The sequence below is a fragment of the Actinoplanes sp. G11-F43 genome, from assembly GCF_050589265.1.
Lineage (GTDB): Bacteria > Actinomycetota > Actinomycetes > Mycobacteriales > Micromonosporaceae > Actinoplanes.
Genome location: NZ_JBNZCE010000062.1, coordinates 1 through 21831, shown reverse-complemented (window position 1 = coordinate 21831; position 21831 = coordinate 1). Strand labels below are relative to the sequence as shown.

At 71.1% G+C, this 21831-nt stretch carries 27 protein-coding genes; 14 read left to right on the top strand and 13 right to left on the bottom strand.

Going from position 1 to position 21831, the window contains the following annotated elements; all coding sequences use genetic code 11:
- Positions 1-40: 40 nt before the first annotated feature.
- A complete protein-coding gene (locus ACQ0O7_RS43340; protein ID WP_430791757.1) occupies positions 41-415 on the bottom strand; it encodes a hypothetical protein in 375 nt (124 codons plus the stop codon).
- A gap of 340 nt (positions 416-755) precedes the next feature.
- Here ACQ0O7_RS43340 and ACQ0O7_RS43335 point away from each other — a divergent pair, with 340 nt between their 5' ends.
- A complete protein-coding gene (locus tag ACQ0O7_RS43335; RefSeq protein WP_430791756.1) occupies positions 756-1151 on the top strand; it encodes a hypothetical protein in 396 nt (131 codons plus the stop codon).
- Between the two features lie 252 nt (positions 1152-1403).
- Positions 1404-1859, top strand: coding sequence for an aromatic ring-opening dioxygenase LigA (locus ACQ0O7_RS43330; RefSeq protein WP_430791755.1), 456 nt, complete (start codon positions 1404-1406; stop codon positions 1857-1859).
- Between the two features lie 115 nt (positions 1860-1974).
- On the opposite strand, the gene ACQ0O7_RS43325 is transcribed toward ACQ0O7_RS43330, so the two are convergent.
- Positions 1975-2331 (bottom strand): hypothetical protein, encoded by a 357-nt coding sequence (locus ACQ0O7_RS43325; RefSeq protein ID WP_430791754.1) that lies wholly within the window; start codon positions 2329-2331, stop codon positions 1975-1977.
- A gap of 79 nt (positions 2332-2410) precedes the next feature.
- On the opposite strand from ACQ0O7_RS43325, the gene ACQ0O7_RS43320 reads away from it, so the two are divergent.
- Entirely contained in the window at positions 2411-3103 is a 693-nt protein-coding gene (locus ACQ0O7_RS43320; protein ID WP_430791753.1) for a hypothetical protein, read from the top strand.
- Between the two features lie 188 nt (positions 3104-3291).
- Here ACQ0O7_RS43320 and ACQ0O7_RS43315 read toward each other — a convergent pair whose 3' ends face one another.
- The 4 genes from ACQ0O7_RS43315 to ACQ0O7_RS43300 form a co-directional block, all read right to left on the bottom strand.
- Entirely contained in the window at positions 3292-3582 is a 291-nt protein-coding gene (locus ACQ0O7_RS43315; protein ID WP_430791752.1) for an STAS domain-containing protein, read from the bottom strand.
- Between the two features lie 287 nt (positions 3583-3869).
- Complete coding sequence (locus ACQ0O7_RS43310; RefSeq protein WP_430791751.1) at positions 3870-4871, bottom strand: FAD-dependent oxidoreductase; 1002 nt, start codon at positions 4869-4871, stop codon at positions 3870-3872.
- A complete protein-coding gene (locus ACQ0O7_RS43305; RefSeq protein WP_430791750.1) occupies positions 4868-5284 on the bottom strand; it encodes a hypothetical protein in 417 nt (138 codons plus the stop codon). The genes ACQ0O7_RS43310 and ACQ0O7_RS43305 overlap by 4 nt, the downstream gene beginning before the upstream one ends.
- A 13-nt stretch (positions 5285-5297) precedes the next feature.
- Positions 5298-5783, bottom strand: a complete 486-nt coding sequence (locus ACQ0O7_RS43300; protein WP_430791749.1) for a hypothetical protein — start codon at positions 5781-5783, stop codon at positions 5298-5300.
- 1076 nt (positions 5784-6859) lie between these two features.
- On the opposite strand from ACQ0O7_RS43300, the gene ACQ0O7_RS43295 reads away from it, so the two are divergent.
- A complete protein-coding gene (locus ACQ0O7_RS43295) occupies positions 6860-7228 on the top strand; it encodes a DUF4259 domain-containing protein (RefSeq protein ID WP_430791748.1) in 369 nt (122 codons plus the stop codon).
- Positions 7229-7304: 76 nt separating this feature from the next.
- Here ACQ0O7_RS43295 and ACQ0O7_RS43290 read toward each other — a convergent pair whose 3' ends face one another.
- Positions 7305-8828, bottom strand: coding sequence for a catalase (locus ACQ0O7_RS43290; protein ID WP_430791747.1), 1524 nt, complete (start codon positions 8826-8828; stop codon positions 7305-7307).
- Positions 8825-10090: an MFS transporter gene (locus ACQ0O7_RS43285; RefSeq protein WP_430791767.1), complete on the bottom strand. Its 1266-nt coding sequence runs from the start codon at positions 10088-10090 to the stop codon at positions 8825-8827. Before ACQ0O7_RS43285 ends, ACQ0O7_RS43290 begins: the two co-directional genes overlap by 4 nt.
- 28 nt (positions 10091-10118) lie before the next feature.
- On the opposite strand from ACQ0O7_RS43285, the gene ACQ0O7_RS43280 reads away from it, so the two are divergent.
- The 5 genes from ACQ0O7_RS43280 (at position 10119) to ACQ0O7_RS43260 (ending at position 13182) form a co-directional block, all read left to right on the top strand.
- Positions 10119-10268: a hypothetical protein gene (locus ACQ0O7_RS43280; RefSeq protein ID WP_430791746.1), complete on the top strand. Its 150-nt coding sequence runs from the start codon at positions 10119-10121 to the stop codon at positions 10266-10268.
- 64 nt (positions 10269-10332) lie between these two features.
- Positions 10333-10818: a hypothetical protein gene (locus ACQ0O7_RS43275; protein ID WP_430791745.1), complete on the top strand. Its 486-nt coding sequence runs from the start codon at positions 10333-10335 to the stop codon at positions 10816-10818.
- 120 nt (positions 10819-10938) lie between these two features.
- Complete coding sequence (locus tag ACQ0O7_RS43270; RefSeq protein ID WP_430791744.1) at positions 10939-11130, top strand: hypothetical protein; 192 nt, start codon at positions 10939-10941, stop codon at positions 11128-11130.
- A 39-nt stretch (positions 11131-11169) separates the two neighbouring features.
- Positions 11170-12516 (top strand): M20/M25/M40 family metallo-hydrolase, encoded by a 1347-nt coding sequence (locus tag ACQ0O7_RS43265; RefSeq protein ID WP_430791743.1) that lies wholly within the window; start codon positions 11170-11172, stop codon positions 12514-12516.
- Between the two features lie 36 nt (positions 12517-12552).
- Positions 12553-13182, top strand: coding sequence for a helix-turn-helix transcriptional regulator (locus ACQ0O7_RS43260; protein WP_430791742.1), 630 nt, complete (start codon positions 12553-12555; stop codon positions 13180-13182).
- Here the strand turns inward: ACQ0O7_RS43260 and ACQ0O7_RS43255 are convergent.
- From ACQ0O7_RS43255 to ACQ0O7_RS43245, 3 genes are all read right to left on the bottom strand, one after another.
- Complete coding sequence (locus tag ACQ0O7_RS43255; protein WP_430791741.1) at positions 13179-13307, bottom strand: hypothetical protein; 129 nt, start codon at positions 13305-13307, stop codon at positions 13179-13181. The two genes, ACQ0O7_RS43260 and ACQ0O7_RS43255, sit on opposite strands and share 4 nt — an antisense overlap.
- 68 nt (positions 13308-13375) lie before the next feature.
- Positions 13376-13732, bottom strand: coding sequence for a cupin domain-containing protein (locus ACQ0O7_RS43250; protein WP_430791740.1), 357 nt, complete (start codon positions 13730-13732; stop codon positions 13376-13378).
- Positions 13733-13802: 70 nt separating this feature from the next.
- Complete coding sequence (locus ACQ0O7_RS43245) at positions 13803-15350, bottom strand: carboxylesterase/lipase family protein (protein WP_430791739.1); 1548 nt, start codon at positions 15348-15350, stop codon at positions 13803-13805.
- Between the two features lie 219 nt (positions 15351-15569).
- Between ACQ0O7_RS43245 and ACQ0O7_RS43240 the strand changes: the two genes are divergently transcribed.
- From ACQ0O7_RS43240 to ACQ0O7_RS43230, 3 genes are read left to right on the top strand one after another with little or no spacing between them, the layout of a single operon-like run.
- Positions 15570-16547, top strand: a complete 978-nt coding sequence (locus tag ACQ0O7_RS43240; protein ID WP_430791738.1) for a sensor histidine kinase — start codon at positions 15570-15572, stop codon at positions 16545-16547.
- Complete coding sequence (locus tag ACQ0O7_RS43235; protein WP_430791737.1) at positions 16544-17158, top strand: response regulator; 615 nt, start codon at positions 16544-16546, stop codon at positions 17156-17158. The genes ACQ0O7_RS43240 and ACQ0O7_RS43235 overlap by 4 nt, the downstream gene beginning before the upstream one ends.
- 55 nt (positions 17159-17213) lie before the next feature.
- A complete protein-coding gene (locus tag ACQ0O7_RS43230) occupies positions 17214-18239 on the top strand; it encodes an LLM class flavin-dependent oxidoreductase (protein WP_430791736.1) in 1026 nt (341 codons plus the stop codon).
- A gap of 109 nt (positions 18240-18348) precedes the next feature.
- Here ACQ0O7_RS43230 and ACQ0O7_RS43225 read toward each other — a convergent pair whose 3' ends face one another.
- A complete protein-coding gene (locus ACQ0O7_RS43225) occupies positions 18349-19245 on the bottom strand; it encodes an SDR family NAD(P)-dependent oxidoreductase (RefSeq protein WP_430791735.1) in 897 nt (298 codons plus the stop codon).
- 72 nt (positions 19246-19317) lie between these two features.
- Between ACQ0O7_RS43225 and ACQ0O7_RS43220 the strand changes: the two genes are divergently transcribed.
- On the top strand, positions 19318-20226 hold the full coding sequence (locus tag ACQ0O7_RS43220) for an AraC family transcriptional regulator (RefSeq protein ID WP_430791766.1): 909 nt from the start codon (positions 19318-19320) through the stop codon (positions 20224-20226).
- On the opposite strand, the gene ACQ0O7_RS43215 is transcribed toward ACQ0O7_RS43220, so the two are convergent.
- Entirely contained in the window at positions 20227-20469 is a 243-nt protein-coding gene (locus ACQ0O7_RS43215) for a hypothetical protein (RefSeq protein WP_430791734.1), read from the bottom strand.
- Positions 20470-20609: 140 nt separating this feature from the next.
- Between ACQ0O7_RS43215 and ACQ0O7_RS43210 the strand changes: the two genes are divergently transcribed.
- A complete protein-coding gene (locus ACQ0O7_RS43210; RefSeq protein ID WP_430791733.1) occupies positions 20610-21539 on the top strand; it encodes an NADP-dependent oxidoreductase in 930 nt (309 codons plus the stop codon).
- Positions 21540-21831: the final 292 nt, after the last annotated feature.

Here is a 21831-nt window from a genome sequence, read left to right as displayed (position 1 = left end):
CCCCCCCCCCCCCCCCACCCCTCATTCGTTCAGCCTGATGTCACAGCGGCGGCCGGGGCGTGGTCACCGGGGTGAGCGGCTCGGTCACCTCCGGCCGGGGGGTGGGCGTGGGCTTCGAGGACGGCGCCGGGGTCGGCGCGGGCTTCACCGAGGACGCCGGGGTGGGCGTCGACTTCACCGGCGGCGCCGGGTCCGGGGTGGGCCGGGCCGACTCGGCGGTCGCGTGCAGCTTGGCGTTCACCTTGTCCGTACCGGTGCCGATCAGGGCCTTCGCCTTCTCCTGCGCCTCCACCACCCGCGGGTGGCCGGCCGCCTTCCGGGCCGAGGCGGCGATGCTCTCGTACTTCTCGCGGCCCGCCCGGCTGCCCAGCACGTAGCCCACGGCGACACCGGCGGCCAGCTTGAGGATTCCCATGAACGGTCACTCCGATCGGTCGAAATTCTGATGCCTCGCCGGAGATGAGTTGCCCGTCCGGGCGGTTCCGAAACCGGTGTCAGCTCTCCGGGTGGTTCGGCGGCCGGCACCCCCGATCGTGAAAAGTAGTCACGTATCGACATTAATGATTGTTCAGGTTTGATTTCCGGCCCGCGGAACCGCCTGGCTGTGTAGACGTTCATAAAGCCCTTTGGGAGCGATTCCACAGGGTTGCCGACGGTTCGATATTTAATATGGCGAAACATGGCGACAGTTTGTCCGGGGTCGATGGGGATATTGCCTGCGTCGACCGATTCCCGATGAAGTGAAGGAGACAAGCGTGATCGTCAAGAGAGTGGCAGCCATCGCCTCCGCCACGGCCCTCGCCGGCACCGCCGTGCTGTCCGGAGCCACCCCCGCGTCCGCCGCCGTCGAGCCGTGCGTGCAGAAGGTCGCGGTCGTCAACAACGGCGGCTTCGTGATGAACTTCCAGCTCACCACCCGGGACGGCCAGCTCTCCGCGCCGACCGACGACTACCCGATCAACCAGTGGCGCCTGGTCGACCTGGCCTCCACCCCGTTCGCCGAGGGTGTCGACGTGCGCCCGCTGGTGCACGCCCAGGCCGGTGCGGACGTGCTCGGCAACGTCTTCGTGTCGTACTGCGCCAACGGCCAGACCGCGACCTACACCGCCGGCGGCACCACGCTCAACTACTCGGTCACCCTGCTGACCTGACCCTCCTGACCCGTCCACCGGGCCCCGTCTCACACCGGAGACGGGGCCCGGAGTCCTGCCGGGCAGGGCCGGAGGGCCCACCGGAACGCTCGGGAAAAGGACTTTGGACCCGTACCTCTCGGCCCTGCCGCCGAACCGCCGCGGACGGAAACATTACTGGCGAAGCGAACAGCCGCCAGGCCCGGGAGACATCCTCTCACCTGCTCGGACAGGCCGGTCGCCGGATCCACCCCCCTTGTTTGAGGAGCCATGATGAACGCCGCGGCCAAGCCCATTCGCCTGATCTCGATCCTTCTGATGCTCGCCGGACTGGTCATGCTGGCCGCCGGAGCGACCACCTGGTTCACCGTCCAGTCCCAGCTCGCCGACGAGCGGATCACCGTCTCCGAGGACGCCGAGTGGTTCGCCGGCGAGAAGATCGACGGACCCCTCACCGCGTACGCCGAAGCCCAGGTCATCGAGAAGCACGCCCTCGAGGCGAGCGGTGGCAAGACCTACGCCGAGCTCGACCGCGAGGACCCGGTCCGGACCACCGTGATGAACGGCTCCTTCCTCCGCGCCTCGCTCTTCACCTCGGTCGTCTCCTTCGGTATCGCCTTCATGGTGATGGGCCTGTCGATCGTGGTCGCCCTGACCGGCTACTCGCTCTTCCTGGTCTCCCGCAACCTGGCCGAGACCCCGGCCGAGGCCCCGGCCACCGCGAACTGAACTCCCCGCCCCCCACAAAAAGGAACGGCGCCCGGCATGAGCCGGGCGCCGTTGCCGTGCGGGACGAGGCCCGTTGCCGTGCGGCGGGAACGACGCGGGCCGGGGAAGAAGGCGGTCAGGGCAGGCGGGCGAAGGTGCAGCCGGGGCCGTCGACGACCAGCTCGGTGTCCGGGGCGGACAGGGTCAGCACCTGGGTCGGCCGGTCCACCCCGTCCCGGTCCAGGACCGCGCCCGAGCCGTCGCGCTGGATCCACCGGCAGGAGGCGACCGCGTCCCCCGCCGAGTAGCGCCCGAGAGCCACGTCCCGCCCCACCACGTAGCTGCCGGCGCCGAACGACTCGGCCGGCGTCGCGGCCGGCACCGGGGCCACGAACTCCAGCTCCGGGGTCTCCGGCTCGCCGGCCGCCGAGGTGCACGCGGACAGCAGCGCGACAGTGAGAGCCGCGGCGCCGACGATCTTCCCACCCGTCATCGGCCCATCATCTCCCGCGCGGGCAAGGCCCCGGCAAACCGGATGGCAGCCAAGATCGATCTCGATATCGTACGCGGTCATGATGCTCAAACTGCTGGGGCGGATCATCCTGTGGGGCCTCGGCGTGCTGACGCTCGGCGTGGTCGCCGACCTCGTCATGGACCCCTGGACGGCGGCGATCTGCCTGATCGTCTTCGCGGTCGGCCAAGCCTTCTGGATCTTCGAGTGGAATCGCGACCAGGAGATCGAGTCGGCCCGGCTCTTCGAGGAGATCAACAGCCGGACACCACCGCCGCCCCCACCGGTCCGGCACGACATCGCCGGGTACCAGCGGCTCGTCGACGAGGCGCGGGATCTGGACGAGACGGCCGCCGACGGGCTCCTCGCCCTGATCAGCGGATCGGCCGAGCTGCTGGACGGGCTCCTCTTCCACGCCCGGCGGCGGGAGATCCACGGTCTGCCCGAGGTCGGCGACCACCCGCTGAGCTGGGTGCTGGCCAGCCTGAACCCGGACGGGCGGGTGCGGGAGGCGGCGGTCACCGCGATGGCCGCGAAGCCGCGCGCGGAGTTCGTCCCGTTCCTGGTGGAGCGGGCCGTCGAGTGGGTGGGCGCGGTGCGGCGGGCCGCCCTGGCGGCGCTGCGGACGAGTGCCGGCCACGAGGCGGCCGCCGGCCACGAGGCCGCCGTCCGGTCGTACGCCCGGGTGGCCGGCCGCCGGCACGCCGGTGAACTGGCCGCATTGCTCGGCATCGCCCCCGTCCGAGGTGACTGACCGGCCCGGTGCTCATCGGCTTAGCCCCGGTCCGGGGCGACTGACCGGCCCGGTGCTCATCGGCTTAGCCCCGGTCCGGGGCGACTGACCGGCCCGGTGCTCATCGGCTTAGCCCCGGTCCGGGGTGACTGACCGGCCCGGTGCTCATCGGCTTAGCCCCGGTCCGGGGTGACTGACCGGCCCGGTGCTCAGAGGACGAACAGCTCGGCCCAGCCGAGTACGTCCAAGGTCCGGCGGATGTGCGCCCGGGTCCCGTGCAGGTGCATGCAGCGGCCGGTGGACCGGAGCCGGATCGCGGTGGCGGCCAGCGCGCGGGCGCCCGGCACGTCGGGGAAGGTGAGGTCGTGCAGGTCGACGACGACGCCGCCGGCGGTGTCGAGCAGGAGTTCGAGGGCCAGTTCGGCGCTGGGCAGGGTGGCCACGTCCACTTCGCCGCGCAGATGGAGCCCGGTGGTCTGGTCTGTGCGGTTATCTCCCACTGCCATTCCGGTGCCATGTCGCCTTCCCGGCGTCGGGCCCTCGGCTCGCGTGGTGATCTGCGGCTCGATTCGAGCCGCAGATCACCACACGGTCTGGCCTCGGTCCGCGAGTGCAGGGAAGCCGGGTGCGGATGCTCACCGGCGACAACTTCGCCACCATCGTCGCCGCGGTCCGGGAAGGCCGGGGCGTCTTCGCGAACATCGTCGGCTTCACCCGGTTCCAGGTGGCCGGGCTGCGCGGCTCCGGCATCCACTTCGCCGAGATCTCCGAGACTCCGCCGCCGGCCCTACCCCACGCGACTTGCCGCGAGCAGCCGGCGGGTGAGACGGCCGAGCAGCCAGGCGCGGATCCGGGCGGTCACCCGGTTCGACGGGACGAAGAACTGCGCCTTCAGGTACGCCAGAGCCTGATGCCCGCGGACCAGAGGGCGCATGCTCCGCTCGTACACAGCAAGCGCTCGGGAAAGGTCCTCCGGGTGTGCGGTGAGCGCGTCGCCCAGAGCGACCGCCCCGATCATGCCGGCACCCGCGCCCATCCCGGAGTAGAGAGTCAGACACCACGCGGCGTCCCCGGCCAGCAGGTCCAGCGGATCACCACGGAACTGCGCGTCGACGTCCCGGGCGCGGAACGCGAACAGGCCGGTCGGCGCCCGATCCCGGAACGGGGAGATCCACAGGGCCCGTCCGGGCTCGGCCAGGATCAGCTGCTCGCCGTCCTCGAACCCGGGCACCTGGCCGTCGAGCTCGAACGCGCACACGATCGCGTTCATCGACCGCAGAAAAACCCGATGCGGACCGAACACCAGCCGCCGTACGGTCGACCGCAGCCCGTCGGCGCCCACCACCAGATCAAAACGTTCCTCGTACGAACGCCCGGCCACCCGGTCGTGCAACGTCACCAGGCCGTCCTCAGCGACCGTCTCCGGAGTCGTGCCGAACCGCACCTCGATCCGCCCGTCCACCCGCTCCCAGAGCGCCGCCTCGATGTCGCCGCGCATCACACTCTCCGGATGCCCCGGCTGATCGGAGAACCCGGCACTACGACGGCGCCCACCGGCCGGATCCAGCGCCCAGGTGCGGTGCGCGTCCGGGGTACGCAGGTGCATCCGGCCCAGCACACCCAGCCGTTCCGCGGCCTCCTTGCCCGAGGTGAACAGCCCGGCGAAGTAGCCGCCGGTCCGCCGGGCGGTGTCACGTTCCACGATCACCGGTTCCCAGCCGGCGTCCGCCAGCCGCACCGCCACGGCCATCCCGGAGATACCCAGCCCCACCACCAGGACCCGTCTCATCGGCCGGCCCCGCTCTTCTGATCTGGTGCGAGCAGCAGGACCGACAGCAGCAGCGGGACACTGAGCCCCACCATGTTGCCGATCGCGTGCCCGATGGAGAAGACGTCCAGATGCAGGACGTGCCAGATCCAATGCTCGACGTTGAAGATCAGCCAAGCGCCACCGGTCACCCGCAGCAGGGTGACCGTCGGGGTACGGAAAGTCAGCACACTGAGCACGGCCAGCGCCAGATAGAGGCCGCCGACATCACGGACCAGATGCTCGTTGTACGGGCCGAGCAGCGACACCCAGTTCCAGCCCGGGGCGGGGAAATCCCGGTGGAACGAGACGGGGAAGGCCGCCGCCCAAGTGCCGACGACTGTCGCCAGCACCGCCAGCAGCAGGACACAGACACGTTTCTTGTCGAGGGTCATACCCCCAGGACGATCAGCCTCCGCCGGACGTGACAGCAGCCGGCCGGGTGGGCATCCGGAGCCCGCTCACCGCCGCGACGATCATCCCCACGTGCGCCCAGAAGACCGCGTTCAGCACCGCCGAGACCGGATCCCACTGACCCTGCCACGCCTCCCGGAACGCTTGCCCCAGCGTGTCGCCGAAGCCGCCGGCCCACGGCATCGGAAACCCCACCCCGACCGTCCACACCACGTCGCAGCAGGTGTGCCACATCGGCGCCGCCATGCCGCCGACCAGCCCGGCCACACCGGCGACCCAGCCGGCCCTCGACGTGCGGGGCCGTCGCCGGGCCCGGGCGATCATCAGCACACCACCGGAGATCACCACGACCGCGAACACGGCCAGGTTCCACTCCGGCTCGAACTCGCCGGCCGTCTTGCCACCCACGAACAGACCCAGCCCGGCACTGCCGAGACCGGCCAGCCCCCACGCCCACGGCGCGAACCGATCGATACTCACCGACAGATCGTGGCACGGCCCCGCCACCGGCGAAGGCGTCACGGTGGACAACACCCGGGTGTCGACCAGAAACTGGAACGAACGTTCTTTCTCGCGGAAAGCCAGCAGCCCGGTGGTTGGAACGAACGTTCCTTCTTGCGGAAAACCGGCAGCTGGAACGAACGTTCTTTCTCGCGAGAGGCTGGCAGGGGGAACGAACGTTCTTTCTCGCGGGAGGCTGGTAGTCCGATGGTTAGAACGAACGTTCTTTCTCGCGAGAGGATGGCAGTGGAACGAACGTTCTTTCTCGTGGAAGTGGAAAAGGGCGGCTGGCTCTCGCGGCCTGACAAACTTGGTCGGCTAACCGTTCCTTGCTGCTTGACGTCGGTCCGCTTCTGGACGTTTATCGCGCAATTTCCCGTCCGCGCGCGGTTTGAAGGACGACCACTGTGTGGGGATTCCGTGCGGGTCCATGCCGCACTTCAGGTAACTCCTTGCCTCTTCGAACAACCCTTGCCTGGGGAGACTTTTTGGCTGCGATCTTGGAGAATTTGCCCACTGAAAAGCGCCTTCTTCTCGGCCATCTAACCTCATGCGGGTCAATTCCCCACGTGGACGACCCCAAATTTGCGATCTTGGTAGATTTTCCACCGAAATCGGTGGTAAATCTACCAAGATCTGCCAGGGCGGAGAACTTGTGTTGGGCATTGGCGGCAAATCGGGCAGCGGTCAAAGGGGGGTCCCGAAACGAAGGCTCGAAATGGTGGTAAATCCTCCAAGGTCGGCCGGGTAAGGGAATTCGTGGGGGAATCGGCAGTGGGTGGGCAGGTCGCCGAGGAGAAAGATTAATTTGGTGAGAGATCGGGCTGAGGCTCTTGCCGAGGAGAGCGACCGTGTCCGGGTCGGCGGTCGAGAGGGGAGGCTATTGGCGACCGCGACCGCGACCGCGACCGCGACCGCGACCGCGACCGCGACCGCGACCGCGACCGCGACCGCGACCGCGACTGGGGGTGGCGATGGCGGGTTACCGCTATTGATGACGGGCGGGGTGTGAGTGATCTATCGGGCGGGGTGTGGGTGATCTATAGGGTGGAGGGATGGGCACCTGGGGGAGCGGGAACTTCGACAGCGACACGGCCGCCGATCATCTGGCGGAGGTGACCGGGCGGCTGGTCAGTGAGGTCGAGGAGGCGATGGCCGGTGATCCGGTCGAGCTGGAGGCGGACGAATACTGGGGTACCGCCGTCCCCTGCAATCTGGAGCTGCTCACCCTGCTGGCCGGGCGTGACTGGGTCGGTGTCTCGCTGCCCGAGGTGGCGACGGTCGAGGGGTGGAAGGCCACCTACCTGGCGGCGTGGGACCCCAGCATCGATGAGCTGGGGCCCTCACCGGAGTTCAAGGCCGAGCGGCGGGCCGTCCTGGAGCGCACCTTCGACCAGCTGATCGAGGCGATCCGCAGCAAGTAGCGCCAAGAGCAGCCAAGTAGAGCCAAGAGCAGCCAAGTAGCGCCAAGTAGAGCCAAGAGGAAGCCCCGAAACGGGCTCAGGCCTTCCGCTGCATGCTGGACCGGGCCGGGTTGCCCTGGTCTGCGGCCTTCGGGTCCTTCTCGCCCTGCTTGGCGCGCACACCGGCCACGATCTTGTCGCCGAGTTCCTTGTCGACGTGGTGCCAGTAGTCGAAGGCGCGTTGCAGGATGGGTTCGCTGACGCCGTTGAGCAGGTGGCCGACGATGTTGTCGACGAGGCGGGCGCGGGCGCCGTCGTCGAGGACCTCGCGGACCATGGTGCCGGCCTGGCCCCAGTCGTCGTCCTCGGCGTGCGGGGTGTACGCCGAGCGGACCATGTCACCGTCGGAGTACCAGGTGCCGCCGTCGTCAGTCAGGGACGGGTCGGCTTTGGGCCCACCGTACGAGTTGGGCGCGTACACCGGATCGGTGACGTTCTGGACGCGCATGGCGCCGTCCTTGGAGTAGCTGTGCACCGGCACTTTCGGGGTGTTGACCGGGATCTGCCGGTAGTTGACGCCGAGCCGGGCCCGGTGTGCGTCGGAGTAGCTGAATCCGCGGGCGAGCAGCATCTTGTCCGGGGAGAGCCCGGTGCCGGCGACGGTGTTGTTGGGTTCGAACGCCAGCTGTTCCATCTCGGTGTGGTAGTCGGTGACGTTGCGGTCGAGGGTGAGCCGGCCGACCTCGTGCAGCGGGTAGTCGCCGTGCGGCCACACCTTGGTCAGGTCGAACGGGTTGAACCGGTAGTTGCGGGCCTCCTCGAACGGCATGACCTGCACGTGCAGGGTCCAGCTGGGGTGCTTCCCGTCGCGGATGTGTTCGAACAGGTCCCGCTGGTGGTAGTCGGTGTCGGCGGAGGCCATCTGGTCGGCTTCGTCCTGGGTGAGGTGCTGGATGCCCTGATCGGTCTTGAAGTGGTATTTGACCCAGAACTTCGCGCCGGCCGCGTTGATCCACATGTAGGTGTGGCTGCCGTACCCGTTCATGTGCCGCCAGGTGCGCGGGATGCCCCGGTCGCCCATCAGCCAGGTGACCTGGTGCGCGGATTCCGGTGACAGGGTCCAGAAGTCCCACTGCATGTCGTGGTCGCGCAGGTTGTTGTCGGAGCGGCGCTTCTGGGAGCGGATGAAGTGCTGGAACTTCATCGGGTCGCGGATGAAGAAGACCGGGGTGTTGTTGCCGACGATGTCCAGGTTGCCCTCGCGGGTGTAGAGCTTGACCGCGAAGCCGCGCGGGTCGCGCCAGGTGTCGGGGGAGCCGCGTTCGCCGGCGACGGTGGAGAACCGGACTACGGCCTCGGTCGTCTCGCCGGGGGCGAAGACGGCGGCCCTGGTCCAGGCGCTGACGTCGGCGGTCACCTGGAAGGTGCCGAACGCGCCGCCGCCTTTGGCGTGTGGCTGGCGTTCCGGGATGCGTTCCCGGTTGAAGTTGGCCATCTGCTCGATCAGGTAGTGGTCCTGGAGGAGCAGTGGCCCGTCGGGCCCGACGGTGAGGGAGCGCTCGTCGCTGGCGACGGGCGCACCGGCGTCGGTGGTGGTGGGAGGTCGCTCAGATGTGGTCACGTGGAGCCAGTACCCGCGGTTTCGGAGGGCACACGTTCGGTGAGGAACCGGCGGGCCATCCGGGTGGCGGGGTGGATGCCGACGGTGGCCAGCACGATGATCCCGGCGATGATCAGCCAGCCGGCGGCGCCCCAGTTCATCGCGAGGAACGTGTAGACGGCGGGCGCCCACACCTTGCCGAGGGTGGCGGCGAACTCGGCGGAGCCCTGGTAGGCGCCCCGCTGCCGGGGGTCCATCAACTCGGCGTCGAAGGTCCAGCCGGCCGCCGACAGGTACAACTCGGCCCCGGTGACCGTGACGTGCCCGAGCCAGACCAGGGCGATGGTGATCCAGCCGACGGTGTCGTGGGTGGCCATGGTGATCAGGCAGGAGATCACGAACAGGGTGGACGAGATCCGGACCGCTTTCAGGGCGGTGGGCACGTCGTGCACGCCGCGGGCGGCGGCCATCGGCAGGAAGATGCACATCACCGTGTTGGTGCCGAACAGGAAGGCCAGCAGCACCCGTGGGGCGTCGGTCTGTTCGATCAGCCACAGCGGGATCACCACGTTGAGCAGCACCTGGTTGGTCCAGAACACTCCGGCGAAGAAAGAGGTGAGCAGCCAGCCGGGGTTGCGCAGCGGGCCGGGCCCGGGGATCTTGCGCTTGCGTTCCTCCGGGGTGCGGTTGTCGTGCGAGGCCCGTGGCAGCCGGGTGACGGCGACCGCGTTGACCAGGAAGACGACGGTGGTGAACCAGGGCAGCGCGTGCAGCACGTCGTTGGAGTGGAAGGCGAGGGCGACGCCGCCGGTCAGGGCGCCGAGGGTGAATCCCAGGTTGAGCGCGGAGTACATGTAGGCCCGGGACTTGACCCGCTCCTCGGGCGGCAGGACGTCGATGGTGTACGCCCCGTGCGCGGCCTGCCCCAGCGCGCCGATGATCTCCATGCACACGGCCATCGCGACGTAGCCGTAGAAGTCGGTGATGAACGGCCAGACCGCGAACATGGCCGCCTGCCCGGCCGCGCTGACCGCCCACATCCGTTTCGGCCCGAACCGGTCGACCAGTTTGCCCATCGGCAGCGCGGCCAGGAACGCGGCCACTCCGGCGCAGGTCAGGCCGAGGCCGACCTGGGCCGCGGACAGCCCGACGATCTGGGTGAAGAACACCGCCGACCCGGTCATGAAGGCGCCCTCACCGAGGGCGAACAGCAGTGACTGGAGGGCGAGCCGGCCGGCCAGGGGTGACGGCGGTCGGGCTTGCCGGAGGACGGTTGCGAGCATCACCCGTCAAGTCTCATGTTTGCCTTCGGTGCTGTCGTGCGAATTTCCCCGGCAGCGGATGGTGAAGGTGTGCCCCGCCCGCCCCCGGCCGCAGCCCTGGCAGGAGGCGTCCACCGGCACCGAGCGGTGGCGGTCCGCCTGGCGCGACGGGGCGGCCGGGGTGTATCAGGAGCGGTGACACCGCCTCCACTTCGAAAGAGTGGAACGGAGTGGTGATGATTCCGCCGCAAGCATTGAACGCCGTGGGACTCGCGCTGGCCAAGGCCGCCGCCTGGGGAGTGGCCCAGCTGGCCACCCGGGCGCTGGACGGCGGGTTCGACCCGGAGCTGAAACGGCTTCTCAAACTGCCGGACCGGAAGTTGTACGCCGAGATCGCCCGGGCGGAGAACACCGATGCCGCGATCCGTGAGCTGCTGGAGCGGGCGCGCCGCAGCGGCCGCCCGGTGACCGGCCGGGAGTTGTCCCGGATCCCGATCGTGGACGAGGAGATCCTGACCAGGCAGGGGCGGGCGGCCTTCGAGCGGCTGCTGCCGAAGGCGCGGGCGTTGATCTGCCCGCACCGGGCCCGGATCCTGGCGGCGGCCGACTCGCCGGTCCTCGACGTCGTCGCCACGGTGTGCGATCAGCTGACCGGCGGGGTCGCGGCCTCGGTGGTCAAGCCGCTGGCGGTGCTGGTGGTCCGGCACGGTCTTCCTGCCCTCTGCGACCGGCCGGCCACCGCGGGTTGAAGTGCCCAAAGTGGTCACTGTACGTAATGTTTCCCCATAGTTACGGGGCGCATTCTTGGTGCTCAATGTCACTTCGGCTGAGATTTTCTGGCCGGTTGGCGGTGTCGTACCGTACTCAGCGTGATCTTTTTTGACGATGCGGACACTGTTGCGGTCCAGCACGCCACGGCTTCCTCGGACCGGATCGACCTGCGCGCCGCCGCCGGCCGGATCGCAGCCACCGCCGCAGCCGCCGTCCTGATGGTCGTCGCCGTCTTCGGTGCGGTCGCGCTGACCGTCGCGTTGCTCGGGCCGTCGCTGATCAATCGATAGTCATGGACATGTGCGCCCTCTCGGGGAAGAGTGGGGCGCATGTCGACGCGACGTACCTTCCTGGTGGCGGGAGCGGCCACCGCCGCCGGTGTCGCCGCCTCCGCCCCGGTCTCGGCCGCACCGCCGGACCGTGAGCTGGACCGGATCCTGCGGGAGATCGACCCGGACCGGATCGAGGCGATCGTCCGCAAACTGGTCTCCTTCGGCACCCGGCACACGCTGTCGGCGCAGGACGACCCGGCCCGCGGCATCGGCGCGGCCCGGGACTGGATCTTCGCCGAACTGCAGCGGCACGCCGCGGCCAGTGCCGGGCGGATGACCGTCGAGCAGCAGTCGTTCATCCAGCCGGTGTCGCCACGGGTCCCGGCGCCGACCCGGATCACCAACGTGATCGCCACCCTGCGCGGCCGGACCACACCGCAGCGGGTGTACGTGGTGACCGGCCACTACGACTCCCGGGTCTCCGATGTGATGGACGCCGTCAAGGACGCTCCCGGCGCCGACGACGACGCGTCCGGTGTCGCCGTGATCATGGAACTGGCCCGGGTGCTGGCCACCCGGCAGCCGGAGTCCACACTGGTGTTCGCCGCGGTGGCCGGTGAGGAGCAGGGCCTGTACGGCTCCGACCACATGGCGCAGGCCTACCGGGACGCGGGCACCGACATCCAGGCGATGTTCAGCAACGACATCGTCGGCACCGGCAGCGGCCACGACGGCACCCGTCCCGAACCGCGGACCGTGCGGCTCTTCGTCGAGGGGGTGCCCACCGCGGAGACCACCGCCGAGGCCAACGTGCGCCGGAGCGTCGGCGGCGAGAACGACGGCCCGTCCCGGCAGCTGGGCCGGTTCGTCAAGGCGAACGAACCGGCCGGCATGAGTGTCCGGGTGGTCTGGCGCCGCGACCGCTACCTGCGCGGCAGCGACCACATCTCGTTCCTGCTGCGCGGCTACCCGGCGGCCCGGTTCACCGAGCCGAGGGAGAACTTCGACCACGAACACCAGGACGTACGGGTGGAGAACGGCGTCCAGTACGGCGATCTGCCGGAGTTCTGCGACTGGGCGTACATCGCCCGGGTGGCCCGGGTCAACGCCGCCGCGCTGTGGTCGCTCGCGCAGGCCCCCGGCACCCCGAAGGGCGTGGTCATCGACACCACCCGGCTGACCAACGACACCACCCTGCGCTGGCAGCGCGGCACCGAACCGGACCTGGCCGGCTACGAGGTGGTCTGGCGGGAGACCACCGCACCGGACTGGCAGCACACCATCCCGGCCGGCGACGTCACCACGGTCACCGTCGATCTGTCCAAGGACAACGTCTTCTTCGGCGTACGGGCGGTCGACTTCACCGGCCGGCGCAGCCCGGTCGCCGCACCCCGGCCCTCGTGACCGGTCGCGCCGGGGCGGCCGTGCGAGACTTCGCTCGTGACTGGTGACGGTACGGGCCGCAGGGCCGACGTCCTGGAGGTGCTCCGGGGCGCCGGCGAGGCGATGAGCATCACCGCCGTCGCGCAGCGGCTGAAGATCCACCCGAACACGGTGCGGTTCCACCTCGACTCGCTCGTCGAGGCCGGCCGGGTCGAGCAGGTGCACACCGCACCGTCCCGGCCGGGACGGCCCCCGCAGATGTTCCAGGCCCGCCCCGGCATGGATCCGGCCGGGCCCCGCAATTACCCGGTGCTCGCCGAGATGCTGCTGGACGGGCTGGCCGACACCGGCGATCCGGCCGCCGCCGCCCAGCGCGTCGGGCACCGCTGGGGCCTGCGCAGCGGAATGCTCCCGGCCGGGACGGCACCCGCCGAGGCCACCACCCGGCTGGCCGGGGCGCTCGACGAGATCGGCTTCGCCCCGGCCGTCGACGGCCCCGGCACCATCAGCATCCGCAACTGCCCGTTCCTCGAACTGGTCGAGACCCACGGCCGGTCGATCTGCGCCCTGCACCTGGGCTTCATGCGCGGCCTGATGGAGGGCGCCGGCAAACCGGTCGGCGTCCGGGAGTTGATCCCGTTCGAGACCCCGGACCGCTGCCGCGTCCTGACCGGGAAGCCCGGCTAGGCGGGTACGACGTCCGGGAATCTGTCGTCGTGGTGCGGCCCGGTCGTCAGGCCGGTGCCCACCGCCGAGTCGGTGGCCAGCCGGGTGGTGCTCCACACCCGGATCGGCCGGCCGGACGACGGCACCGCGTCACCGGTGACCGGCCGGATCGGTCCCCGACCAGGACGCCCGGCCCCGCCGTCGGCGGGACCGGTCAGCCGGCGGGCGGGAACTCGCCGGGCCCGGTGGGCAGGATGGTGAGCAGGACGGCGGAGTCCCGTGCGGCGAGCAGCTCGTGCCGCTCCCGGGTGATGGTCACGTGGTCGCCGGCGGTGCCGGTCCAGCTCTCGGTGGCGGACCGCAGGGTGACCTCCCCGGCCAGCACCTGCAGCGTCGCCTCGCCCGGGTTGTCGTGCTCGGCGAGTCCGTGACCGGCCGCCAGGGCGAGAACGGTCTGCCGCAGATGCCCGCCGGGCCCGCCGTGCAGGGTGTGCGCGCTGCGCCCGCCGGGTGCGGTGCGGGCCTCGGCGAGCAGGCGGCCGGTGACTTCGGTGAGCCGGGTGGTTTCCATGCGCCCAATTTATACAAGCGTCACCTGTGAAAAAGAGGTCGCAAGACCCTTTCCGCACGTGACGTCCCGCTCACGACCCGAGGGCCCGCCAGAAGTCGCAGCGGTGCACTCGGGCGACGTCCACCGGGCGGATGTCGTCCGGGGCCAGTTGCAGCGTGGTCACCCGGCCGGCCGCCGCGCGGGGCCACGGCTCGGCGCCCCGGTGGTTCGGGTCGCCGGTGCGGGCGAACGCCGTCCAGTAGCCGATCATCCGGTCGGCGAGGCGGCGCTGCGCGTCGGTGTAGCGGTCCGAGCCGATCGGCTCCCGGCCGGCCACGTCGAACAGGTTCGGCAACTCGGAGGCATGTGAGGCGCCGGCCCGGAAACCGTCCGGCAGGTCGGTGAAGGGCTGGGCGTCCTCGTCGGCGAACTCGTACTCGAAGGTGGGCACCAGCTTCGGGAACATCGCGCTCGCCGGGTCCGGCGCACAGGCCATGCTGTCGGTGAACACGTCCGCCCAGGCGATCGCGCCGTCCCCGCCGAACTCCGACACCGGATACTCGCGCAGGATCGCCGGGGCCCGGTCGCCGAACGTGCGGGTGATCAGCCCCGGGTACTCCTCCGCCGAGATCCACCAGCCGGCCACCGCGAACAGCCCGGCGGTGAGCCGCTGCTCGTGCCGGTTCGCGCCGGCCAGCACCGGCACCCGGGCGACGTCACCGGAGCGCAGCGCCTCGGCCGGGTCCCGGGGCAGGGTGGGTGTGCCGAACGCGGCGGCCCCGAAGTTCGGGTACTGCTCGTGCAGCGCCTCGGCCGGCTTCGCCCGCAGACAGGCCACGTCCGCGCAGCCCAGTGCGGTCATCGCGGCCGTGCCGGCGGCCTCGGTGGTGGCCAGGGGCTGGAAGAAGCGGTACGCCTCACTGCCGGTCGGGATGGCGTCCTTCGGCATGGCCGCCTCGCAGTCGCCGCTCTGCATGATCGCCCGGTGCACCAGGCCGGCCGCTCCGGGGGCGGTGAGCTGGGCGCACGTACCGATGGCGCCGCCGGATTCGCCGATCAGGGTGACGTTGCCGGGGTCGCCGCCGAAGGCGCGGATGTTGTCGCCGACCCAGCGCAGCGCCGCCTGCTGGTCCTGGAGACCGAACGTGCCGGAGCCGTCCAGGCCGGGCGCGCCGAAGAAGCCGAACATGCCGAGCCGGAACTCGACGGTCACCACCACCACGTCACCCTGGCGGACCATCCGGGCCGGGTCGTAGTCGGCGCCGACCCCCTCGGAGAGGCCGCCGCCGTGCAGCCACACCAGCACCGGGCGGTTCTCCGCCCCGGCCGGCGCGGTGACGTCCAGGTAGAGGCAGTCCTCGCGGGCGGCCGGCAGATCCGGGCCCTGCGCGCAGCCGGGAGCGGACACCTCGGCGGGCCGGATCCCGTCCCAGGCGGCCGGCGGCTGCGGGGCACGCCAGCGCAGGTCGCCGGTGGGCGGGGCGGCGTACGGGATTCCCCGGAACCGGGTGAGGCCGTCCTCGCGGACCCCCTGCACGGTGCCGGCGCCGGTCGGCGCGGTGGGCGCCCGGTCGTCGTCGCATCCCACCACGGTCAGGGAGGCGGCCATCAGGACGGCGAGCAGTCGGGAGACAGTCATGCCTCCAGACTTCGCCGGATCGCCGGCGCCGGAACGGTGTGCACCGGTCAGGGGAAATAGCCGATCGGTCATTGACCGGATTGACGGCCCGGCGCGGCGGGAAAACCGCCGGAGCATGACGCCCCGTGTCTGGCCACCGCCTTGGGCGGGACGGCCCGCCGCCGTCGCCGCCGTGCCGGTCTTCCTGGCCGTCGCGGCCTCACCGGCTCGGTGCCGGCCGTGCTGCCGGCGCTGTGGCTGGCCCTGGCGGCCTGGCGCTGGCCGGTGCCCGCGCTGGTCTACTACCCGGTGCTGCTCGGGCTGGTCACCGCGGCGGTGACGATCACGCCGTACGCGATGTTCGGGTCCTGGATCGTCGCCCTGCATGCCTTCGTGCTGTTCCCGGCGGGCTGGGCGTTCGTCTGGTCGGTGGCCGGCGCACTGCTGCTCACCTCGGCGCAGACCCGCGGCCCGGCACTGCCCGGCACCGAGACGATCAGCCTGCTGGCCCCGCTCGCCGTCGCGGGCTGGTTCCTGAGCCGGGAGAGCGAGGAACGCCGCCGGGCGCTCGCCGAGAACCTGCGGCTGCGCGACGACCTGGTGGCGCGGGCCCGGGAGGCCGGGGTGCGCGACGAGCGGGCCCGCGTGGCACGGGAGATCCACGATGCGGTGGCCCAGGATCTGAGCGCGGCGGTGGCGCTGCTGGAGGGGGCGGTCGCCGACGGGGTGACCGAGAGACGGGTCGCCCAGGCGCGTGATCTCACCCGGTCCGGGCTGGCCGAGACCCGCCGGTCGGTGCTGGCGCTGAGCCCCGGCCCGCTGCGGCACACCGGGCTCGCCGAGGCCCTGGACCATCTGGTCGCCGGATGGTCGGACCGGACCGGCGTGAACGGGTCGTTCCACAGCGATCCGGAGCCGTGGGCGGCCGGGCCGGAGACCGAGTCGGCGCTGTACCGGATCGCCCAGTCGGCGCTGGCCAACGTGGCCGAGCACGCCGGTGCCGGGCGGGTCCGGGTGACCCTGTCCTACCTGGACGACGAGGTGGTGCTGGACGTGCGCGACGACGGATCCGGCTTCGAGCCGGGCGGGCCGGCCCGGGGCCGCGGCTTCGGCCTGGACGGCATGCGGCGGCGGCTGCGGGAGCTGGGCGGCACCCTGGACGTGGAGAGCGAGCCGGGTGGCGGGACCGCGCTGCGGGCGGCGGTGCCGGCGCGATGATCCGGGTGCTGATCGTGGACGACCACCCGATGTTCCGGGACGGTCTGCGGCAACTGCTCGGCGGCGACGGGTTCACGGTGGTCGGCGAGGCCGCCGACGGGCGGGAGGCCCTGGCGGTGCTGGCCGCGACCGATGTCGACGTGGTGCTGATGGACCTGCGGATGCCCCGGATGGGTGGGGTGCCGGCGGTCGAGCGGATCCGGGAGACCATGCCGGGCGTACGGGTACTGGTGCTCAGCACGTACGACACCGAATCCGACGTGGTGCCCGCGATGGCCGCCGGGGCGCACGGCTACCTGCTCAAGGACGCGTCCCGGGCCGAACTGCGGGAGGCGGTGGCGGCCGTCGCCCGGGGCGAGACGGTGCTGGCGCGCAGCGCGGCCGGACGGCTCGCCGGGCACGTGGCCGCACCCGCGGCGGTGCTCAAACCGCGCGAGCTGGAGGTGCTGCGGCTGGTGGCCCGCGGCTGCACCAACCGGGAGGCGGCCCGGGAGCTGTTCGTCAGCGAGGCCACCGTCAAGGCGTACCTGCTGCGGGTCTACGACCGGCTGGGTGCCCGGGACCGGGCGTCGGCGGTGGCCGAGGGATACCGTCGCGGTCTGCTGAGCTGAGCAGCGGCGAGGATCACGGTGCCGGTCCCGGCCGTACCGGCGCAGAATGATCGTTGTGCCGCAACCTGGAGAACCACTACGGAAACTCGGCTTCCTGACCATCGGCCAGTTCGAGCGGGACGACCCGCGTGCCGGCCACGACAACACCCTCGACGTCATCGTGCTCGGCGAGCGGCTCGGGTTCGACAGCGCCTGGGTGCGCCACCGCCACCTGCAGTACGGGATCTCCTCCCCGGTGGCCGTGCTCGCCGCCGCCACCCAGCGCACCAGCCGCATCGCGCTGGGCACCGCGGTCATCCCCACCGGCTGGGAGAACCCGCTGCGCCTGGCCGAGGATCTGGCCACCGTGGACGTGCTCTCCGGCGGCCGCCTGAACCCCGGGATCAGCGTCGGCCCACCGATGAACTGGGAGTACGTCAAGGACGCGCTCTACCCCGGCACCGCCGAGATCGAGGATTTCGGGTACGGCCGGGTCGAGCGCCTGCTCGGCTTCCTGGCCGGCGAGAAGGCCAGCGAGCTCAGCGGCGCCCAGGGTGTCGTCGAGGTGTTCTCCGAGCGGGTCGAACCGCACGCCGCCGGGCTGCGCGAGCGTATGTGGTACGGCGGTGGCAGCCTGCGCTCGGCGCGCTGGGCCGGCGAGCACCGGATGAACCTCCTGACCAGCAACGTGATCCAGGCCGAGGAGTCGGAGGACTTCGCGCTGATCCAGCAGTCGCAGGTGCGGGCGTTCCGCGAGCTGCACCCCGAGGGCCGGGTCTCGCAGGGCCTGGTGGTGATCCCGACCGACAACGCCACCCCCGAACAGAAAGAGCGCTATCAGGCGTACGTGGACCAGCGTCTGCCCCGGACCGGCGTCACCCACGGCCCGCGCCGGATGATGTTCGCCCCCGACCTGATCGGCACGTCCGGGCAGATCGCCGAGCGGCTGTCCGCGGACCCGGCGTTCCGGGAGATCGACGAGGTGGCGTTCGCGCTCCCGTTCAGCTTCCGGCACGACGACTACGTGCAGATCCTCACCGACATCGCCACCGGCCTCGGCCCGGCCCTCGGCTGGCGCCCGGCCCCCGATCGCAGGGATTGAGGGGCGCCGCCGTCTCGGAGGTCCGCAGCGGTCCCACCCGCCGGCTGGCGCCGAGGTCGACCGCCCGCCGCTTTCCGGTAGACATGGGCTGCCGATGACACGGATCGGGTCAGGCGGTCCGGAGAGCCCGCCCGGCCAGCTCCCACAGCCGGGCCGCGGCCTCCGGGTCCATCGACCACCCGGCCACCCCGGACTCCGCCCGCGGGCCGCCGGGCACCACCGCCGCCTCGGTCCGGTCCTCCTCGAAGTAGCGGCCGGTCACCCCACCCGGGATCGGGGCGGCGGCCAGCATGGTGGCCGGTGCGGCGCCCTGCTCCGGGGTCTTGTAGCCGTCCGGGTGCAACAGGTTGCCGGCCTCGTCCATGGCGCCCATGGCCCGCATGGTCGCGTCGTCCACGTGCCGCTGCAGGTTGGTGTGGATCCGGCCCGGGTCGGACGCGTTGGCCACCACACCGTCCGGTGCCCACCGCTTCGCGATCTCCACGGCCAGCAGCACGTCGGCGGACTTCGACTGGGCATAGGCGGTCCAGGGATCGTACGGCCGGCGCTCGAAGTGAAGGTCCTCGAAGTCGACACCCGCGCGCAGCTGGGCACCGGAGCTGACCACGGCGATCCGTGCGTCACCGGCCTCGCGCAGGCTCGGGTGCAGGCCGGTGGCCAGGGCGAAGTGGCCGAGGAAGTTGGTGGCGAGCTGGAGCTCCCAGCCGGCCGGGCTGAGCCGGCGGTCCGGGACGGCCATCACACCGGCGTTCGCGACCAGGGCGTGCAGCGGCCCGTCCCAGCGGTCGGTGAACGCGCGGACCGAGGCCAGATCGGTCAGATCCACTGTCGCCACCCGCAGGCCCGGGATCTCCAGCGGCCGGCGGGCGGTGACGGTGACCTCGGCCCCGGCGCCGGCCAGAGCGCGGGCGGTGGCCAGGCCGATCCCCGAGGTGCCCCCGGTGACGATCATGCGGCGGCCGGTCAGGTCGAGGCCGGCCAGGACTTCAGTGGCGGTGATTGTCATGCTCTCCACGGTAGGAAGCCGTTGCTGGACTGCCTATGATCAGTGATCCATGATAGTTGCGTGAGAGTCCAGCTGGATCCGCTCGAAGACGTGCTCGCCCTCGTCGGCGCCTCCAGCAGCCTGTCCGCCGGGCTGGTCGCCGGGGGAGACTGGGCGCTGTCCTTCGAGCCGCCCGACACGGTCAAATTCAACGCCCTGCGGTACGGCCACTGCCGGCTCGCCGTCGACGGGGCCGAACCGATCGCACTCCGGCCCGGAGACTGCTTCCTGCTCGTCGAACCACGGCCGTTCGTGCTGGCATCCGCGCCCGGGCTCACCCCCGTACCGGCCGGGCCGTATTTCGCGGACGCGCACGACGGCGTGGCCCGGGTCGGGGACGGTGCGGACACGTACCTGATCGGCGGCCGTTTCGACTTCGGCGACCGGGCCCGCGAGCTCCTCCTCGACGCACTGCCCCCGGTCGTGCACGTCCCCGGCGACAGCGGCGCGGCGGCCACTCTGCGCTGGGCCCTCGACCAGATCGACGCCGAGACCCGGCAGCCGGCCATCGGCTCCGGCCTGGTCGCCGAACACCTCGCCATGGTGATGCTGATCCACATCCTGCGCCGGCACCTGGATCACCGGCCGGCCGGCACGGGCTGGCTGGCCGGCCTGTCCGACCCGGTGGTGGGCACCGCGCTGCGGGTCATGCACGCCCGCCCCGCCGATCCGTGGACCGTCGCCGGCCTGGCCCGCGAGGCGTCGGTGTCCCGTTCCCTGCTGGCCGCCCGGTTCCGGCAGGTGGTCGGCCGCGGCCCGCTGGAATATCTGACCGGCTGGCGCATCGAACTGGCCGCCGCCCACCTGCGCCGCGGCGAGGACACCATGGCGACCATCGCGAGGTCCGTCGGGTACGGCTCGGAGAGCGCCCTGAGCAACGCCTTCAAACGCGTGACCGGCGCCTCCCCGCGCGCCTATCGCCGAGCCGCGCCACCGATCTGATCAGGTGTCCTCCTGGTCCGCCAGGTAACCCGTCTCCGGGTCGATTCCGGTGAGGAAGTCCCGGATGGCCTGCCGGTGCTCGTCCAGTGCCGGGGGCCGGTGGTCGGAGCGGGCCGCGGTGAAGCCGTAGTCGGGGTTGCGGCCGGAGAGCCAGTGATAGTGGTAGGCGCCCGGATTGTCGCGGCCCGCGGCGACGACCTCGAACACTTCGCCGTCGGCCTCGACGCGGATCGGTGCTGGCATGCGTCCCACGATAGGTGCCGAGGGGAGCCCGTGTAGTCCGGGTCACACTGCTCTCATCTTGCTTCGAATTCGAAGCTTGCTATGGTTCAGGAGTGCTTCGAAAACGAAGCACTTGAGAGTTCCGAGAGCTGAGGCCCGCCATGAAGGCAGTGCGTTTCCACCAGTACGGCACCCCTGACGTCCTGCGCTACGAGGACGTCGAGCAGCCCGCTCCCGGCGCCGGTGAGGTGCGGATCCGGGTGGCCGCCACCTCGTACAACCCGGTCGAGGGCAACATCCGGGCCGGGTTCATGCGGGGCCCGATCCCGGTGGCCCTGCCGCACACCCCCGGCATCGACATCGCGGGCACCGTCGACGCGCTCGGCGCGGGAGTCGACCGGTTCGCCGTCGGCGACCCGGTGATCGGCGCCCTGCCGCTGACCAGCACCGGCGCGGCAGCCGAGTTCGTCGTCGCCCCGGCTGGGATCCTGACGGCGGCCCCGGTCGGCGCCCCGCTGACCGACGTCGCCGGGCTTCCCGTCGTCGGACTGACCGCGTGGCAGGCGCTGTTCGACCACGCGGAGCTGGCCGCCGGGCAGCGCGTGCTGATCAACGGCGCGGGCGGGGTGGTCGGCGGTTACGCGGTGCAGCTGGCCAAACATGCCGGGGCGTACGTGATCGCCGGCACCGGCGCGCGCAGCGCTGAACAGGCACGGGTGGCCGGTGCCGACGAGGTGCACGACACCGGGATCCCGGAGCTGACCGAGCCGGTCGACGTGGTGCTCAACCTCGCCCCGGTCGCGCCGGAGCAGCTGGCCGCGCTGGTCACCGTGATCCGCGACGGTGGGGTCCTGGTCAACACCACGGTGTGGATGCCCGCGCCGTCCGATGAGGCCCGGGGCGTACGCGGCATCGATCTGTACTTCCGTCCCGACGCAGGCCAGCTCGCAGAGTTGGTGAAGCTGGTCGACGCGGGTGCGCTGGTGCTCGGCGCTACCCGGCGGGTGCCGCTGGCCGAGATGGCCGGGGTTCATGCGGAGGCTGCCGTCGCCCCGATCGTGGGCAAGGTCGTCTTCGTGCCGGGGTCGTGACTCGGGCCTGGTCGGCGGTGGTTGGGGTGGACTTCCGGGCTCCGGCATTCGCGCCGGGCTCGGGGTTTTCCCGTGGAAAGAACGTTCGTTCTTGCGGGTGGTTGGTCGCGCGGTGGGCGGCGGGTGTCGTGGCGAGCGGACAGAACGTTCGTTCTCTTGGGTGTTTGAGGGTGCGCCGAGCACCGTGCCGCCGCAGCCTCTGGACAGAACGTTCGTTCTTGGGAGTGGCTGGTCGCGCGGCGTGGGTCGTTCGGCATGCGTTGTGCTTTCGGGACAGAACGTTCGTTCTTGG